The following is a 16,695-nucleotide window of genomic DNA, read 5'->3' on the forward strand; positions in this document are numbered from 1 at the left end:
CCCGCGACGACCGCGCCCGCCGGTGTTCCCGGCGGGCCGGCGTGCTCACCTGACGGCGTACGTCCCCTGCGCCTTGGGATTGCGGCGGCTGTGCGCGGCATGCCGGGGGCGGGTCACCTTGGAGGAGACCTGGCCGACGATCTCCCAGAAACACACCAGGGCGGTGATCGGCGGAATTCCGAAGATGATCAGGGAGAGCGGGGAATGCGCCGCCTGGCAGACGCACAGGGCGACGGCCAATGCGGAGGCGCCCAGCAGCACACCCCACGATCTCCTGGCACTTCGATTCTGTACCGTCGCCCGCAGGATGGACAACGCCGCAACGAGCCAGGGCCCGTACACCGTCAACGGCCACCACTGCGCGAGGCGCATCGGCAGTACGGAAGAAGCGGTGGCGCGGAGTTGGGCGTAGGAATAGGAGAAGGACCAGCCCAGCATGCACAGTGCGCACACCGAGATGGTGGCGATCAGCAGCGTGACGGGCGCGGCGCGCTGATCGGCACGCAGCAGTCCGGGCTCGGTACGGATGCGCCGGCGGGTCTTCCGGTGGCTGGACCTGCCGTGCGGCGGGGCCGGGTCGGGATTCGCGGCGGACGCGCCGGACAGCATCTGGGCCAGTTCTTCGACCGGGTCCCACTGCATCTGTAGCGTGCTGAACTCATAGTCACACAAGCGGTCTTCATCGTGAATCCTGTCCATCGGCTGGGTCCTAGAGCCTCACCATCGCCCGCAGGTACTCACTCTCCAGCTGGCGGATTCTCTTCAGGAAATCGTCGAGAAGATCTGAACAGCCGTCGGTGAACACCTCGCCTTCCTTGCCTTCCAGCCGGAATGTGACCGGCGAGTGGAGATTCAGCGCTGTGCGTCTCTCAGTGCGTGCCACGGTCAGCTAACGAGCCTTTCGGGAGGTGGGGGTGTGGGGCATTCGGGTGCTTCTGTAGCCCGAAAGCGGGGTTCGGCGGTCCTATGACAGCAACTGGCGAAAATACGAATGCCGTCTCCGCGGGCCATGGAACGCGGTGGCGTCCCGCATCCCGGGCCGTCGACGGGCCGGGACCGGGGAGGAGCACGAGTGCTTTCCGTCCCGGTGATGGCGTACACCTGCCGGGCCGGCCGGCGCGGGGCCGCACACTGGAGCCGATGAGCACCGAGCGAGCCCTCCCCGAGTCCGCGCCGTACCCCTACGTGCTGCTGTCCGCCGCCGTCTCCCTCGACGGCTGCCTGGACGACACCGGCCCGGAGCGGCTGCTGCTGTCCGGACCGGCCGACTTCGACCGGGTCGACGCGGTACGGGCCTCGGCCGACGCGCTCCTGGTCGGCGCCGGCACCCTGCGGGCCGACAACCCGCGCCTGCTGGTCGCCTCCGCCGAGCGGCGTGCGGACCGCCTCGCGCGGGGCATGCCCGAGTACCCGCTGAAGGTCACCGTCACGGGCACCGGCGACCTCGACCCCGGGGCCCGCTTCTGGCACACCGGCGGTGACAAGCTCGTGTACACGACGGACCGGGGCGCCGCGAAGGCCGTCCGGCTGATCGGCGGCGCCGCCGATGTCGTCGCGCTCGGCCCGGAGCTGGACTGGCGGGCCCTGCTCGGGCATCTGCGGGCGGAACGCGGGGTGCGCCGGCTGATGGTGGAGGGCGGCGCGGCCGTGCACACCCAGCTCCTCCAGCAGGGCCTCGCCGACGAGCTGCACCTGGCGGTCGCCCCGCTGATCGTGGGCGATCCGGCCGCCCCGCGGCTGTTCGGGCCCGGCCGCTACCAGGAGGGCCGGCTGCGGCTCGTGGAGTCCCGCCGGATCGAGGACGTCGTCCTGATGCGCTACGAGCCCACCGCGCCCGGCGCCGGCCCGGTGCCCACCGCCGCCGACCGGCACTGGCTGCGCACGGCCTGCGAGCTGGCCGCGCTGTGCCCGCCCTCGGAGACGGCCTTCAGCGTCGGCGCGGTCGTGGTCGCCGCCGACGGCACCGAGCTGGCCCGCGGCCACTCCCGGGAGGGCGCGGACCCGGTTGTGCACGCGGAGGAGGCGGCACTCGCCAAGACCGGCCCCGCCGACCCCCGGCTGCCCGGCGCCACCGTCTACAGCAGCCTGGAGCCCTGCGCCCGCCGCGCCTCCCGCCCCGCGCCCTGCGCCGAGCTGATCCTGCGGGCGGGGGTGCGCCGGGTGGTGACCGCATGGCGGGAGCCGGACACCTTCGTGGTGGCGGCCGACGGCACGGGGGTGCTGACCGGTGCGGGCGCCGAGGTCCTCGTCCTGCCCGAGTACGAGGCCCTGGCCAAGGCCCCGAACCGGCACCTGCCGGGCCGATCCGGGGCCCCGTCGTAACCGATGTGCTTTCCACCCCGGTGATGGCGTACAGTAGAGACATCGCCGCGGGGTGGAGCAGCTCGGTAGCTCGCTGGGCTCATAACCCAGAGGTCGCAGGTTCAAATCCTGTCCCCGCTACTGATATCTCAGGGCCGGAATCCAGTTGACGGATTCCGGCCCTGAGTGTTTTCCGGCGGCTCGGCCGTGGCCTCCCCCGGGGGTCACGCGTGGTGATCGTTCGACCGCCCTGCGCATAACGTCTGAGTCACCATCAAAAACCGGATGACTCCTGGACGCCGGTCAACTCGCCCGGTTTGGCGGCCCGCTGGGCGGTACGTCCATGGGTCGGAGCGTTAATGATCAAGCCGAACGGCTTGGAAAGTTCCCCCCGGGTCTATTAACGTTCGATAACGCAGCGCGGTCGTCCCAGCCGTCACCCGAGGCGGCTCCGTGCGCACGCGCCGAATCCCGTAAGGGAACCGGGGAACCACCACCTTGGGGTGAATCACGCGGACACCGACGCGGACCCAGCGGTCCACGAGCGGTATACGCGCGTAGGAGACCTTCCTGCTCCGAACCCGTCAGCTAACCCGGTAGGCGGAGGAAGGAAAGGAGCACGCCCCCGTGGCGTCCAACCGGCCTGCCCCAGAAGTCCCGTTCGTGCCCGCTCAGCGCGAACCCGAGTCGTTCGGCCCCGGCCCCGGCCTCGACGACGGTCCCTGGGAGGAGTGGAACCCCACCGAGGAGACCGTCACCCCGGTCCGTGGCCGACACCGCGTCGCCAAGCAGCGCGGCGGCTTCGCCCGCAGCTCCACCGTCCTCGGCGTAGGCGTGATCGCCGCCGTCGGCGCGGGCGGCATCGCCAGCGCCAACACCGGCAAGCCGCCGGTCTCCATCTCGGTGCCGGACATGCCGGACGTCCCGGTGCCGCACCTGTCCACCGTCGAGCACTTCTTCGGCGACGACTCCACCGACGCGCCCCGGGCCAGGACCGCCACCGCGCTCACCGACCTCGGGCAGACCACCGAGGGCGCCAAGGACACCGGTGCCGGCGAGGCCCTGCGCAACCGGATCATGGCCCAGGCCGAGCAGCAGCAGGGCCAGGCCGACAGCAAGGCCACCGCCGCGATGGTCGCCGCCGCCCAGCAGCAGACCGACGCCGCGGCCGCCGCGGCGGAGAAGGAGGCCGCCGGCAAGGCCGCCGCCGCCAAGGAGAAGGCGCAGGCCGACGAGAAGAAGGCGGCCGAGGCCAAGCGGCTGGCCGAGCTGGCCAAGCAGTACACGCTGCCCGTCGTCTCGTACACGATCACCGGCACCTTCGGGCAGCCCGGCGCCATGTGGTCCTCCGGCTACCACACCGGCCTCGACTTCGCCGCCCCCACCGGCACCCTGATCAAGGCCGTCCACGGCGGCACCGTCACCCAGGCCGGCTGGGCCGGTGCCTACGGCTACCGCACCGTCCTCACCCTGGACGACGGCACCGAGCTGTGGTTCTGCCACCAGTCCTCGATCAACGTCTCGGTCGGCCAGAAGGTCGGCACCGGCGAGGTCATCGGCCGCGTCGGCGCCACCGGCAACGTCACCGGACCGCACCTGCACCTGGAGGTCCACCCGAACGGGCAGGCCACCGCCGTCGACCCCGCGCCCTGGCTGCGCGACAAGGGCCTCAACCCCTGACGGAGAACGCGCGGCTCTCCACATCGGCGGCGGAATGCGATCTTCCGTCGCCGGTGTTGATGTGAAGCATGACTTCTCTGCGCACACTGGGCTCGTCCGACCTCGAGGTCTTCCCGCTCTGCCTGGGCGGCAACGTCTTCGGCTGGACCGCCGACGAGCGGACCTCCTTCGCCGTCCTGGACGCGTACACGGCCGCGGGCGGCAACTTCCTCGACACCGCCGACGTCTACAGCGCCTGGGCCGAGGGCCACCGGGGCGGCGAGTCCGAGACGGTGATCGGCAAGTGGGTCGAGGCCCGTGGCAACCGCTCCGACGTCGTCATCGCCACCAAGGTCAGCCAGCACCCGCAGTACCAGGGCCTGTCCGCGGCCAACATCAGGGCCGCGGCGGACGCCTCCCTGGCCCGCCTGGGCACCGATTACATCGACCTCTACTACACCCACTTCGACCAGCCCGAGGTGCCGGTCGAGGAGATCATCGGCGCGCTGGACGAGCTGGTGAAGGCCGGCAAGGTCCGGCAGATCGCCGCGTCCAACATCAGCGCCGAGCGGCTGCAGGAGTCCCTGGACTTCTCCGCCCGCGAGAACCTGGCCCGCTATGTGGCGCTCCAGCCGCACTACAACCTGGTCTCCCGCGACACCTACGAGGGGCCGCTGCAGGACCTCGTCGCCCGCGAGGGCCTGTCCACGGTGCCGTACTTCGCGCTCGCGGCGGGCTTCCTGACCGGCAAGTACCGGCCCGGCACGACGGTGGACAGCGCCCGCGCCGGCGGGGCCGCGAAGCACGCGGAGACCGAGCGGGGCCGGCGGGTCCTCGCCGCCCTGGACGAGATCGCCGCCGCGCACGACGCCCCGCACGCCACCGTCGCCCTGGCCTGGCTGGCCGCCCAGCCGACCGTCACCGCTCCCATCGCCTCGGCCCGCACCCTGGAGCAGCTCCCGCCGCTGCTGGCCGTCGGCGAGCTCCGGCTGACGGACGACGAGCTGAAGAGACTGACGGACGCGTCCGTCTAGGGCCTCTCGCCTGGATCATGCCGGGCTCGCGGGGTCCGGCCTGATCCAAACGAAAGACCCCAGGTCACATCCGGTACGGGTCGTACGCGGGGTGCGGCGCCGCCGGGTGGCCGTACCCGGGACCCGGGCCCTGCGGATACCCGTACCCCGGCCCGTACCCCGGCCCGTGCACCGGCCCCCGCACGTAGGCGTGCCCGTACGGCGCGGGTGCCCACCCCATCGGGACGGGGGCGGGGGCCGCCCTGCGGGCCGCGTACTCCAGGGCCGGGCGGGCGGCCTCCCGGCGCTGCCACAGCTCCGCCAGCAGCTCCCGCTCACGGGCCGCGAAGTCCGCCCCCGCCCGGCCGCGGCGGCCCCGCGCGCGCAGCAGCGCGAGGGCGGTGGCGTACGTCTCGTACCGCGCGACCGCCCGTGCCGTGGGGCGGCCGGCGTGGTGGCGGGCGTAGTCGCGGGCCATCCGGCGGGCGCGCATCGAGCTCAGCGCGAAGGGTTCGGCCGGGCCCAGCCAGCCGGCCAGCACGTACACGGGCAGTTCCGCGCGCACCGTGCGCAGCTCCTGCTGCCGGGTCCAGATCCCGAGCCAGGTCAGCAGCCCGAACACGGGCAGCATGAAGGCGCCGTAGACCGCGAGGAAGCCGTACTGGCCGAAGCCGGCCGAGCCGTTCCACAGGGCGTGCATGCACATCGCGAGGAGGAGTCCGCCGAGCGGGATCAGCATCCGCCGGGCGCGCCCGCGGGACCCGTACACCGCGGCGAGGCCGAAGCCGATGCCGGTGCAGGTGGTGAACAAGGGGTGCGCGAACGGGGACATCACGATGCGCACGAAGAAGGTGGCGGCGGTGACGGAGACGATGCCGTGGCCGCCGGTGACCTGGTCGGTGCCGAAGGCCGTGCCGAGATAGAGGATGTTCTCGGTGAACGCGAACCCGGTGGCGGTGATCCCGGCTATCACCATCCCGTCCACGATCCCGGTGAACTCGCGCCTGCGGAAGAGGAAGACGAGCAGTACGGCTGCGGCCTTGGCGGACTCCTCCACGATCGGGGCGATCACGGTGGCGCCGAGGGTGTTGGCACTCGCCGGGTCCGCGGTGGAGGTGGCTATCCACTTGGTCGCGAAGCTGTTGGCGACGATGGCTATGAGCGCCGCCGCGAACGCGCCCCAGCAGAACGCGAACACCAGGTTCCGCCAGGCGAAGGGCGCCACCCGGTCCAGCCAGCGGAACGCGGTGATCAGCCAGGGCACCGGCAGCACCGCGAGACCGAGCCCCACCAGGAACCCCTCGGTGCCCGTCTCCCTGCGCACCAGCGCCAGGATGACCAGGCCCGACATCGCCAGCAGCGTGATCAGCGCGCCGTACCGCACCCACCGCAGCTGCCACCAGTGCGGGTGGCGCAGCGCCTCGTCACCGGGGTTCGGGGGGTACGTCGGGTGCACGGAACTGATGGCCACGGCATCGACCCTAACGGTGGCGGGACGAGGGGCTGAGCGGTTTACCGGCGGCGGAAGAGAAGATCGTTCACGACATGTCCCTTGTCCAGGCCCTGCCCCTCGAAACGGGTCAGCGGCCGGAACTCGGGCCGGGGCGCGAAACCGCCGTCGGCCTGCGTGTTCTCGAAGCCGGGGTGGGCGCCGAGCACGTCGAGCATCTGCTCGGCGTACGGCTCCCAGTCGGTCGCGCAGTGCACCAGCGCGCCGGGCCGCAGCCGGGTCGCGGCCAGGTCGAGGAACTCGGGCTGGATCAGCCGCCGCTTGTGGTGGCGCTTCTTGGGCCAGGGGTCCGGGAAGTAGACGCGCAGCCCGGCGAGGGCGTCGGGGCGGAGCATCTCGCGCAGCAGGATGATCGCGTCCCCGTTGCCCACCCGGACGTTGTCCAGCGTGTTCTGCTCGGCCAGGTTCAGCAGATTGCCCTGGCCGGGGGTGTGCACATCGACCGCGAGGACATTGGTGCCGGGGTCGGCGGCGGCCATCCGCGCGGTGGCCTCGCCCATGCCGAAGCCGATCTCCAGGACCACGGGACGGTCGTTGCCGAACAGCTCGGCGAGGTCGAGCACCCGCTGTCCGTCGATGTCCAGCCCCCAGGCGGGCCACAGCCGCTGGAGCGCGTCGGCCTGCCCGGTCGTCACCCGGCTGCGGCGCGGCTGGAAGCTGCGGATCCGCCGCTCGAAGTGCGAGCCCGCGGGATCGGCCCGCGGGCCGTCCGGGAAGCGCGGCTCGCCCTTGGCCCGGGTGTGCCGGGGGGCGTCCGGGGCCGGCTCGGACAGTACGTCGGGGGTGTTCAGCGCATCAGACACAGTACGAACGAGTCTACGGGCGCGCCGCGGGGAGGCCCGCGCCACCGGCCGCCGCCAGCATCCGGAGCGCTCGGCTCGCGACCTCCCGGCCGATCGGCAGGGACGCGGTGGCCGCCGGGGACGGCGCGTTCAGCACATGCACCGCGCGGGGTCCCTCCTTGATCAGGAAGTCGTCCACCAGCGAGCCGTCCCGCAGCACCGCCTGCGCCCGCACCCCGGCCGGCGCCGGCACCAGGTCGTCGGCCCGCGCCGCGGGCAGCAGTCTGCGCACCGCCTCCAGGAACGCCCCCTTCGACAGCGAGCGGTGCAGCTCACCCGCGCCGTGGCGCCAGTGCCGCCGCGCTATGGCCCACGATCCCGGCCAGGTCAGGGTGCCGGCCAGCTCCCGGGGCCGTACGACGTTCCAGCCGTAGCCCTCCCGGGCCAGGGCCGGCACCGCGTTGGGGCCGATGTGGACGCCGCCGTCGACGCCCCGGGTCAGATGCACGCCGAGGAACGGGAACGCCGGGTCGGGCACCGGGTACACCAGCCCGCGCACCAGCTCGGGCCGCGCCAGCTCGTAGTACTCCCCGCGGAACGGCACGATCCGCACCCCGGGCTCGTCCCCGGTCAGCCGGGCCAGCGTGTCGCAGTACAGCCCGGCGCAGTTCACCAGCACCCGCCCGCGCACGACGTCCCCGGCCGCGGTGCGCACGGCCACACCCCGTCCGGGGCGCCGGTCCACCCGGACGGCCTCCGCGCCGTAGCGGATGTCGGCGCCGGAGGCGAGGGCGAGCTGCCCGGCGACGCCCGCGTAGTCGCACACGCCGGTGCTGCCGACGTGTATGGCGGCCAGTCCGCGCACCTGTGGCTCGTAGTCGGCGATCTGGGCGGCGCCCAGCTCGCGCACCGGGATTCCGTTCTCCCGGCCGCGCTGGACCAGGGCGTGCAGCCGGGGCAGCTCCGCGCGCTCGGTGGCCACGATCAGCTTGCCGGTGACGGCGTGCTCGATGCCGTACTCGGCGCAGAACTTCACCATCTCGGCCGCGCCCCGCACCGCGTACCGCGCCTTGAGCGAACCCGGGCGGTAGTAGATCCCGCTGTGGATCACCCCGCTGTTGCGCCCGGTCTGGTGGCGCGCCGGGCCCGGCTCCTTCTCCAGCACGGTCACCCGCGTCCCCGGCGCCGCCCTGCCGACCGCGTACGCCGTCGACAGCCCGACGATCCCCCCTCCGACCACGAGCACATCGCAGTCGTACGCCCCGACCGGCACCCGCACCACCTCCCACGTCGATAGTGCACTGCGCCACTGACAGCGCCTTCAAACGCCGGGGTGATCAGAACCGCACCGGGGCCGGGGCGCGGTGCTACGCGGGGGCCCTCAGCAGGGGCCGGGCCCGCTCCCGCAGCTCGACCACGCGCGGCTCGTCGCCGTACGCCTCCAGGCGGTGCAGCAGGTCCCGCACGTACTCCGTGGTCCGCGCCGAGGAGATCCGCCCGGCCACCTCCACCGCCCGCACCCCCTGCTCGCAGGCCGCGTCCAGGTTCCCGGACTCCAGCTCGGCCACCGCGGAGACGACCAGCCGCAGCCCGTGCGAGCGCACGAACTCCTCCGTCGGCTTCGACAGCGCCTGCTCGGTGAACCTGCGCACCTGGCGGGGCAGCTTCAGGTCCCGGTAGCACTCGGCCGCGTCCGCCGCGAAGCGGTCGTAGCCGTAGAACCCGAGCCACGAGGGATCGTTGTCCCCCTCGCGGGAGCGCTCCAGCCAGCTCTCCGCCGCCTTCAGCGCCGCGCCCGCCGCCTGGGCGTCCCCGGCGCGCGCGTGGGCGCGCGCCTCGACCAGCCGGAAGAAGCTCATCGTGCGGGCGGTGGCCAGTCCCCGGTTGCGTTCGAGGGCGGCCTGCGCGAGGTCGACCCCCTCGTCCCCGAAGCCCCGGTAGGTCGCCTGGAGCGACATGGAGGCGAGGACGTATCCGCCGAGCGGCACGTCGGCGGCCGCGCGCGCGAGCCGCAGCGCCTGGATGTAGTACCGCTGCGCCGCCTCCTGCTGGCCGGTGTCGAAGGCCATCCACCCGGCGAGCCGGGTGAGCTCGGCGGAGGCACCGAACAGCGCGCGGCCGACCTCGTCGGAGTACCCGCCGAGCAGCAGCGGCGCCGCCTCGACGCGCAGGCACTCCGGCACCATCGACGAACGCCAGTCGCCGCCCCCGTACTTGGAGTCCCAGCGCCTGGCGTCCTCGGCGGCCTCCCGCAGCTTGCGCACATCGCTGTGGCCGACCCTGACCGGTGCGCCGACGCCATCGGCGGAGCCGTCCTCCCGCGCGACCGAGCTGTCGGCGGGGGTTATCAGCCAGCGTGAGGCGGGCGTCGCGTAGGCGCTCACCGCGAAGGATCCGGCCAGCGACTGCCAGATCCCGCCGGAGCCGGCCCGGCGCCCGGCCAGGTCGAGGCGGTACAGCTCGGTCGCCGACCGCACGGCCTGCGCCACGTCCCTCGGGAAGGCGAGGCCGACCTCGGGCGCGGGGTCCGCGTCCGCCAGGCCGATCTCGTGCAGCGGCACCGGCCGGCCGAGTTTCTGCCCGATGGCGGCCGCGATGAGGTGGGGCGCGGCGCCCTGCGGCACCATGCCCTTCGACACCCAGCGCGCCACGGACGTCTTGTCGTAGCGAAGTGTCAACCCGCGTTGGGCGCCAAGATCGTTGACGCGACGCGCGAGTCCTGCGTTGCTGATTCCCGCGAGGGCGAGAACGGCGCCGAGCTTTTCGTTCGGCCCGCGTTGCTCCCTGGACATGCGCCACCCCTCGACACAGACGGCCGCCGCGCGGGCATAACCGCGCGGCATTCGTAAACCCAGCGTAGTTCGCCGCATCCCAAGCGTTAAGGGGCGTCGTTCCGGATGGCGGGATTGTGGTCCGTACGGGAGTGCGGACCAGTACGCACCGTGCACGGAACGGTCGTCGCGTGCCCCCGCGCGTGTGGCCGTGCGCCCGGCCGTGCGCTCTTCTCCGGCCAATCCGGAGGCGGTTTCCTGGTTCTGCGTGGGTCGGCCCGCTGTACTGGATCCAGCGGGCTGGGGGACACCGCCGCCTTCATCCCCGCGGGTGGCGGACCGGTCCGGGAGGCGGACGCCGCCTCCCGGACCGTGCGTGCGTCCGGGGCGCCGCGATCACCACGAGTCCCTACGGAGCGTGCTCATCTCCCGGGCGCGGTTCGGTATTTGGCTGAAAATCGTCCCGCAGGTGTGCGGGAGATTTCTGCTCCAACCATGCAACTTAGGGGCGCGAAAGGCGTTTTTGGGGGGCGTACCGGGGGCGCATTCGCGTCGCGCCCTGTCTGGTGACACTCGCGCCGACCTTGGACCATGATGGCCGTGCGGCCGCGAACCCCCCTTCCTCCTCCCGCCGTTCCGGGCGGTGTCACCCCACCTCTCCCAGGCGTCCTTCGTGGCAGCATGGGACCGGTTCGATCGGTGCACTGGTTGTCCACAGGCTGTGGAGGCACGATGCGGTGGTTGGTGGGGTGGAGCAGCGCCGCCGCGGGCGCGGCCGGGCTCGGCTCCGCCGGCTCGCTGGGCTACGACGGCGAGACCCTGCACCCGGTCGGCTCCCAGCTCCTGTGGGGCGACCCCGATCCGCTGTGGGCGGTCGGCGACTGGCGCCCGGACGAGGTGCGCGTGGTCAAGGCCGACGAGCAGAACCGGATCGCCGTCCTCGGCATCTGCGGCGCCTCCGACGAGGAGTTGCGGCGCGGCCTGTTCACCGCGCGCGGAGGCGCGCTGCGCCATCTGACGAACTGGCCCGGCAGCTACACCGCCGTCGTCCAGGTCGGCCGCCGCGTCACCGTCTGCGGAGATCTCGCCGGTGCCCGACCGGTCTTCCACACCCCGTGGGCGGGCGGCACGGCGTACGCCACCGCCGCGCTGCCGCTCGCCGACCTCATCGAGGCCAACCTCGACTTCGGCCATCTGGCCGCCCTGCTCGCCGCCCCGGACGTCCCGGCCGCGTTGCGCGACACCACCCCCTATGAAGGGGTACGGCGCATTCCGCCGGGGCACGCGCTGGTGCTGCGCGCGGGGGCGCGGGAGATCGCCGGGTACGACCCGGTCTCCTCGCTCGCCGTGTCCGCGCCCTCCGCCGACCCCGACCGCGCGGTGGACGCCGTACGCGACGCCCTGGTGGAGGCGGTGCGCACCCGGCTGGCGGCGCCGCGGCACGTGCCCGACCTCGATCCGGGACCGGTGCCCGGGATGGGGCCCGCCGAGCGGCGCGCCCGGCGCGGGATGCCGGTGCCCGGGATCGGCGCCGACCTGTCCGGCGGCCCGGCCTCCGCGACCCTCGCGCTGCTCGCCGCCGGGCTGCCCGGCCGGCCCGGCACCCTCCTCGGCCACGGCACCGGCGAACGCCTGCTCGCCGTCACCTTCAACGACCTCGCCGTCGGCGGCCGCGAGGCCGAGGTGGAGCGGGCGGGGGCGCTCGCGGCCGACCCGCGGCTGCACCACGTGGTGGTGACCGGCGGCGAGGAGGCCCTGCCCTACGCCGACCTCGACGGCCCCCTCACCGACGAGCCCGGACCCTCGCTGATCACGGCGGGGCGCCACCGGGCGCGGCTGGCCGCGGGCAGCGCGGACCACTTCACCGGGCACGGCGCGCGCCAGGTCCTGGACGCGCACCCCGCCCGGCTCGCCGACCTGCTGATGGACCGCAGGCGCCGCCATCTGGTCCGGCCGGTCGCCGCCCTCGCCCGCGCGGACGGCTCGGTCCTCGTCCCGGGGCGGGTGTACGGCGCCGCCCGGCGGCTCGCGCGCACGCCGTACCGGGCGGGCCTGGAGGAGCTGGCGGAGCGGCTCATGCGGCGGCGGTTCGAGGAGCCGAAGGGGGCGGTCGGGGCCTCGCTCGCGGCGCTGGCCTGGGCCGCGCCGGGTCCGGCCGCCCGGTGGCTCACGGGGGAGGCACTGGCTGAAGTATCGGTTCTGCTCGGGGTCGAGGGGGATCGGTCGGGTACGGGCGTCCAGCGGCCCGGCGACCACCGGGCACGGGCGGCACTGGCCCGGTACGCCGCGGATCTGCGGGTGCTGGAGCAGTCCGCGGAGGTCCGTTCGCAGCGGCTGCACGCGCCCTTCCTCGACAACCAGGTGGTCCGCGCGTGCCGAGAGCTGCCGGAGGCGCTGCGGGTGCGGCCCGGTGCGCGGGCCGAGATCCTGCGCACGGTCCTGGAGGGCACCGGCATCACCGACCTGCCGCCCGGCTGGGGCACCCCGTCGCACGCGTCCTCGGCCGCCGCCGCGCGGGCGGGCCTGCGGCTGTCCGCCGAGCCCCTGCTCGACCTCTTCTCCCGCCCGCTGCTCGCGGACGCGGGGCTGGTGGACGGGGGCGTGGTCCGCGAGGCCCTGCGCGCGGTGGCCTCCGGCGGGTCGACGGTGGACGGCCTGGCCGACCTGGTCTCCCTGGAGCTGTGGCTCCATCGGCTGCTCTCCCGCCGGGGGACGTGCTGGACGGGGACGCCCGCGCGGGCGCGGGCGGTGCCGGCCGGGATCCAGCGGCGCCGGGACGCGCTGGCCTCCGGCGCCTGACGCCTCCGGCGCGAGCGGGGCGACGGCGGTGGTGTCACGTCCGCGGCCCGGTGGCGGGCCCCGCCGGCCAGGCACCGGTGCCCGCCCCGCCCCCGCCCGCAAACCCTTCGTGCGGAACCGGGGGCACCGGCGACAATGACCCGGTGCGGTACAGAATTCTCGGCATCACCCAGGCGGCGGACCCCCACGGCACCCCGCACCCGCTCACCGCCCCCCGCCTCCGCACCCTCCTCGCCGCGCTCGCCCTGCGCCCCGGCCGCACCGCCGGCCCCGACACCCTCGTCCAGGAGATCTGGGCCGACGCTCCGCCCCAGGACGCCCCCGCCGCCCTCCAGGCGCTCGTCGGCCGCCTCCGCCGCACCCTCGGCAAGGAGGCCGTCACCTCCACCCCCGGCGGGTACCGCCTCGAAGCGGCCGAGGACGACGTCGACCTGTACGTCTTCGAACGGCTCACCCGCACCGGCACCGAGGCCCTCGCCGGCGGCGACCCCGCCACCGCCCACCGCGCCCTGACCACCGCCCTCGCCCTCTGGTACGGCCCCGCCCTCGCCGACCTCCCCGACCGCACCGCCGCCACCCGCCCAGAGGCCCTGCGCCTGGAGGCGACCCGCGCCCGCGCGGCGGCCGCGCTCGCCCTCGGCCGCGCCCGGGACCTCGTACCGGAGCTGCGAGAACTGACCGCGGCCCACCCGTACGACGAACCGCTGCACGCCCTCCTCATCCGCGCTCTCGCCGACACCGGCCGCCCCGCCGACGCCCTCGCGGCCTACGAGTCCGCCCGGCGCACCCTGGCCGACACCCTCGGCACCGATCCCGGCCCGGAACTGTGCTCCCTGTACGCCGAGTTGCTGGCGCGGGAACCCCGTCCCGCCCCACCGCTCCCGGCCCGCCGGGGCAATCTGCGCCCCCGCCTCACCTCCTTCGTCGGCCGGGAGGGCGAACTCGAAGCCGTACGGGCGGACCTGAGGCGTTCGCGTCTCGTCACCCTCACCGGACCCGGCGGCTCGGGGAAGACCCGGCTCGCCGAGGAGGCCGCCGCCGCCCTCGCCCCGGCCTGGCTGGCCGAACTGGCCCCGCTGGACCAGCCGGACGCGGTGCCCGGCGCCGTGGTCAGCGCCCTCGGCCTGCGCGAGACCGTGCTCCTGAACCCCGAGCTGATCCCCCAGCAGTCCGATCCCACGGCCCTGTTGATCGAGTACTGCGCCCCGCGCGCCGAACTCGTCGTCCTCGACAACTGCGAGCACGTCATCGACGCGGCCGCCGCTCTCGCCGAGACCCTCCTCACCCACTGCCCGCACCTCACCGTCCTCGCCACCAGCCGCGAACCCCTGGGCGTGCCCGGTGAGTCCGTGCGCCCGGTCGAACCCCTCGTCCCGGAGCAGGCGCACCGCCTGTTCGCCGAACGCGCCAAGGCCGTACGCCCCGACGCCGACGTGGTGCTCGGCGACACCGCCGCCGTGGCGGAGATCTGCCGCCGGCTGGACGGACTGCCGCTCGCCATCGAACTGGCCGCGGCCCGGCTGCGGCTGCTGACCCCGCGCCAGATCGCCGACCGCCTCGACGACCGCTTCCGCCTGCTCACCTCGGGCAGCCGCACGGTGCTGCCCCGCCAGCAGACCCTGCGCGCGGTGGTCGACTGGTCCTGGGACCTGCTGGACGAGCGGGAACGCACGGTGCTGCGCGAGGTCTCCGTCTTCGCCGGCGGCTGGGACCTCGCCGCGGCCGAGGCCGTGTGCACCGGGCCGGCGGCGGACCTGATCGGAGCACTGGTCGACAAGTCCCTCGTCGTCGCCGCACCCGGCGGCGCCGACGGCATGCGCTACCGCCTGCTGGAGACCATCCACGAGTACGCGGCCGAGCGTGCCGCCGAGGCCCCCGGGCAGCGTGCCGCCGCGGAGCTCCGCCACCGTGCCTGGGCGCGCGCTCTGGTCGAGGAGGCCGATCCGCTGCTGCGCTCGGCCGGTCAACTCCACTGGATCTCCCGCCTGGAGAGCGACCTGGACAACATCCGCGCCGCCCTCGACCGCGCGGTGCGCGCCGGCCAGGAGGCGGAGGCGGGCGCGCTGGTACGGGCCATGTGCTGGTTCTGGTGGCTGCGCAACTACCGCCAGGAGGGGGTGACCCGGGTGCGCCAGGTACTCCGCCTCGGTGCCGCCCGCGGCGCCGGCGCCGCGGACGACCCGGCGGCCCTCATGGCCCGCGCGGAGTCGGCCGACCACGTGGCCGCACTGCTCGCCGACCCCGACGCCGAGGCCGCCCACCCGTTGCGCGAACTGCGCATGGACCTGCGGCTGTTCGAGCTGTTCCTGACGGCGGGCGGCAGCATGGACCAGATGGCCACCGACGACCGCGCCCCGCGCTACCTCACCCTCGTCCGGGCCGCGTACGAGCCGGGCGGGCCGGTGGCCGCCCGGCTCCCCGGTGTCATCTGGCCGATGACCGCCTACTACCTCGGCGGCCCGGAGGACGCCGTCCGGGACATGGCCCCAGTGGTCGACAACTGCCGTGCGTACGGCGGTGACTGGGAACTCGGCGCCGCGCTGATGTTCCGTGCCCATGTGCGGGTCGACTCGCCCGGCAGGCTGCGCGGGGTGGACGAGGACCTGGCCGAACTGCGGTTGCTCAGCCGCCAGGTCGGGGACCGCTGGATGCGGGCGCAGGTGAGCAGCGCGGCCGGCGAGGCGCACATGGCGCGCGGCCGGCTCAGCGAGGCGCGCGGCGAGTACGAGGAGGCGTTGCGGCTCGCCTACGAGGTGGGCGCGTACGCGGAGTCGCCGTTCCTGCTGGCCCGTCTCGCCGACATCTCCTTCCGCGTCGGCGACCGGGACGCCGCGTGCGCGGCCCTGGACGAGGCGGACGCCGCCGCGGACCGGTACGCGGTCTCCGAGTCCCGCGCCTTCGTGCTGCTGATGCGGTCCTGGATCGCCCTGTACGACGGCCGGTCCGCCGAGGCCCGGACGTGCTTCGAGGCGATCCGCGAGGCGGCGGCACCCGAGACGTTCCCACCGCAGTTCGTGGCCGGGCTGCGGACCGTCGAGGCGCTGCTGGTGGCCGTCGAGTCGGGCCCCGGACGGGGCCTGCCGATCCTGGCCGAGGCGCTGGAGGAGGCCGTCGCCCTGGGCTGCGCCGAGTCGGTCACCGGCGGCATGGTGGCCGCCGCGGCCGGTCTGCTCGCCCGGCTCGGGGACCTGCCCGGCGCGGTGCGGCTGTACGCGGCCGCCGACCGCTGGCGCGACGGCTGCCCGCACGGCGAACCGGAGCGCACCGAGGCCGCCCGGGTCCGCGCCGACGCCCGCGCGGCCCTGCCCGCCGACCGGTACGCGGCCGAACAGGCCCGGGGCGCGGGCTACGACGAGGCCGGCGTCCTGCGCGAGCTGCGCCGGGCCACCGCCGGATGAGCCGGGCTACCGGCAGGTGAACCGGGACTCCGCCCAGTCCGCCGGCACCGTGCGGTCGAAGGCGCCGCCGTGCGGGCGCACGACGAGCCGGACGGTCCTGCGCCCGGTGAGGTCCACATGGACGGGGACGGCCCGCTCGTGCCCCCTGACCAGCCCCGAGTGCCACAACGGGACCCCGTCCCCGTAGACGGCGAAGCTCACCCTGCCGAGGCCGAGGGTCATGTCGTCGACGCCGGCCATCGCGTCGTACGCGGTGCACTGCCGGTTGAGCTCGACGGTCACGGAGGACTCGCCGCGCACGGTGGCGCCCCGCGCGTACCGCGTGCCGGCGACGTCGAGGCCGTAGCGCTGCCACACCCAGCTGCTCGCGCCGAGCTCGATCTCGGGCCGGGTGCCGTCGCCGCTCACGTCGTAGCGCAGTCCGCCGAGCTGGTAGACGGCTGGGGGCGGCGGGGGAGGGGG

Annotated in this window: 12 protein-coding genes, 1 tRNA gene and 1 riboswitch; of the genes, 6 read left to right on the forward strand and 7 right to left on the reverse strand. The window is 74.4% G+C overall.

The features are described 5' to 3' along the window. Window positions 1-45 precede the first annotated feature (45 nt). Window positions 46-642 (reverse strand): DUF2637 domain-containing protein, encoded by a 597-nt coding sequence (locus VT52_RS29510; protein WP_240509924.1) that lies wholly within the window; start codon window positions 640-642, stop codon window positions 46-48. Between the two features lie 67 nt (window positions 643-709). Then, window positions 710-883 carry a hypothetical protein gene (locus VT52_RS38230; RefSeq protein ID WP_167377755.1) on the reverse strand — a complete coding sequence of 58 codons (174 nt, stop codon included), beginning with the start codon at window positions 881-883 and terminating at the stop codon, window positions 710-712. Between the two features lie 257 nt (window positions 884-1,140). Here VT52_RS38230 and VT52_RS29515 point away from each other — a divergent pair, with 257 nt between their 5' ends. From VT52_RS29515 to VT52_RS29530, 4 genes are all read left to right on the forward strand, one after another. Continuing rightward, window positions 1,141-2,322, forward strand: a complete 1,182-nt coding sequence (locus VT52_RS29515) for a dihydrofolate reductase family protein (RefSeq protein WP_046425259.1) — start codon at window positions 1,141-1,143, stop codon at window positions 2,320-2,322. A 46-nt stretch (window positions 2,323-2,368) separates the two neighbouring features. After that, a tRNA-Met gene (locus VT52_RS29520) sits at window positions 2,369-2,442 on the forward strand. 311 nt (window positions 2,443-2,753) lie between these two features. After that, window positions 2,754-2,919, forward strand: a riboswitch (cyclic di-AMP (ydaO/yuaA leader). A 9-nt stretch (window positions 2,920-2,928) separates the two neighbouring features. After that, entirely contained in the window at window positions 2,929-3,981 is a 1,053-nt protein-coding gene (locus VT52_RS29525; RefSeq protein WP_046425257.1) for a M23 family metallopeptidase, read from the forward strand. 68 nt (window positions 3,982-4,049) lie between these two features. Next, entirely contained in the window at window positions 4,050-4,994 is a 945-nt protein-coding gene (locus tag VT52_RS29530) for an aldo/keto reductase (RefSeq protein ID WP_046425255.1), read from the forward strand. 64 nt (window positions 4,995-5,058) lie between these two features. Here VT52_RS29530 and VT52_RS29535 read toward each other — a convergent pair whose 3' ends face one another. From VT52_RS29535 to VT52_RS29550, 4 genes are all read right to left on the reverse strand, one after another. Next, window positions 5,059-6,444 carry a PrsW family intramembrane metalloprotease gene (locus VT52_RS29535; RefSeq protein WP_206306635.1) on the reverse strand — a complete coding sequence of 462 codons (1,386 nt, stop codon included), beginning with the start codon at window positions 6,442-6,444 and terminating at the stop codon, window positions 5,059-5,061. Window positions 6,445-6,485: 41 nt separating this feature from the next. Then, complete coding sequence (trmB, locus tag VT52_RS29540) at window positions 6,486-7,286, reverse strand: tRNA (guanosine(46)-N7)-methyltransferase TrmB (protein ID WP_046425304.1); 801 nt, start codon at window positions 7,284-7,286, stop codon at window positions 6,486-6,488. A gap of 13 nt (window positions 7,287-7,299) precedes the next feature. Next, the gene (gene lhgO, locus VT52_RS29545) at window positions 7,300-8,547 is read right to left on the reverse strand and encodes an L-2-hydroxyglutarate oxidase (protein ID WP_046425253.1); all 1,248 of its coding nucleotides are present in this window, start codon (window positions 8,545-8,547) and stop codon (window positions 7,300-7,302) included. Window positions 8,548-8,632: 85 nt separating this feature from the next. After that, on the reverse strand, window positions 8,633-10,057 hold the full coding sequence (locus VT52_RS29550) for an NsdA family TPR-like regulatory protein (RefSeq protein ID WP_046425251.1): 1,425 nt from the start codon (window positions 10,055-10,057) through the stop codon (window positions 8,633-8,635). Window positions 10,058-10,768: 711 nt separating this feature from the next. Here VT52_RS29550 and VT52_RS29555 point away from each other — a divergent pair. Beyond that, on the forward strand, window positions 10,769-12,835 hold the full coding sequence (locus VT52_RS29555) for an asparagine synthase-related protein (protein WP_046425248.1): 2,067 nt from the start codon (window positions 10,769-10,771) through the stop codon (window positions 12,833-12,835). Between the two features lie 143 nt (window positions 12,836-12,978). Continuing rightward, window positions 12,979-16,233, forward strand: coding sequence for an ATP-binding protein (locus tag VT52_RS29560; RefSeq protein WP_206306636.1), 3,255 nt, complete (start codon window positions 12,979-12,981; stop codon window positions 16,231-16,233). A gap of 6 nt (window positions 16,234-16,239) precedes the next feature. Here the strand turns inward: VT52_RS29560 and VT52_RS29565 are convergent. Beyond that, a partial coding sequence (locus tag VT52_RS29565; RefSeq protein WP_206306637.1) for an NPCBM/NEW2 domain-containing protein occupies window positions 16,240-16,695 on the reverse strand: 456 nt, incomplete at its 5' end.

It is taken from the genome of Streptomyces malaysiense (assembly GCF_000980885.2).
GTDB classification, from domain to species: domain Bacteria; phylum Actinomycetota; class Actinomycetes; order Streptomycetales; family Streptomycetaceae; genus Streptomyces; species Streptomyces malaysiense.

Bases quoted from the DNA above. Each gene is read 5' to 3' on its own strand.
- VT52_RS29550 (WP_046425251.1), bottom strand. From the start codon at position 10,057: ATGTCCAGGGAGCAACGCGGGCCGAACGAAAAGCTCGGCGCCGTTCTC.
- VT52_RS29515 (WP_046425259.1), top strand. From the start codon at position 1,141: ATGAGCACCGAGCGAGCCCTCCCCGAGTCCGCGCCGTACCCCTACGTG.
- VT52_RS29530 (WP_046425255.1), top strand. From the start codon at position 4,050: ATGACTTCTCTGCGCACACTGGGCTCGTCCGACCTCGAGGTCTTCCCG.
- VT52_RS29555 (WP_046425248.1), top strand. From the start codon at position 10,769: ATGCGGTGGTTGGTGGGGTGGAGCAGCGCCGCCGCGGGCGCGGCCGGG.
- VT52_RS29510 (WP_240509924.1), bottom strand. From the start codon at position 642: ATGCAGTGGGACCCGGTCGAAGAACTGGCCCAGATGCTGTCCGGCGCG.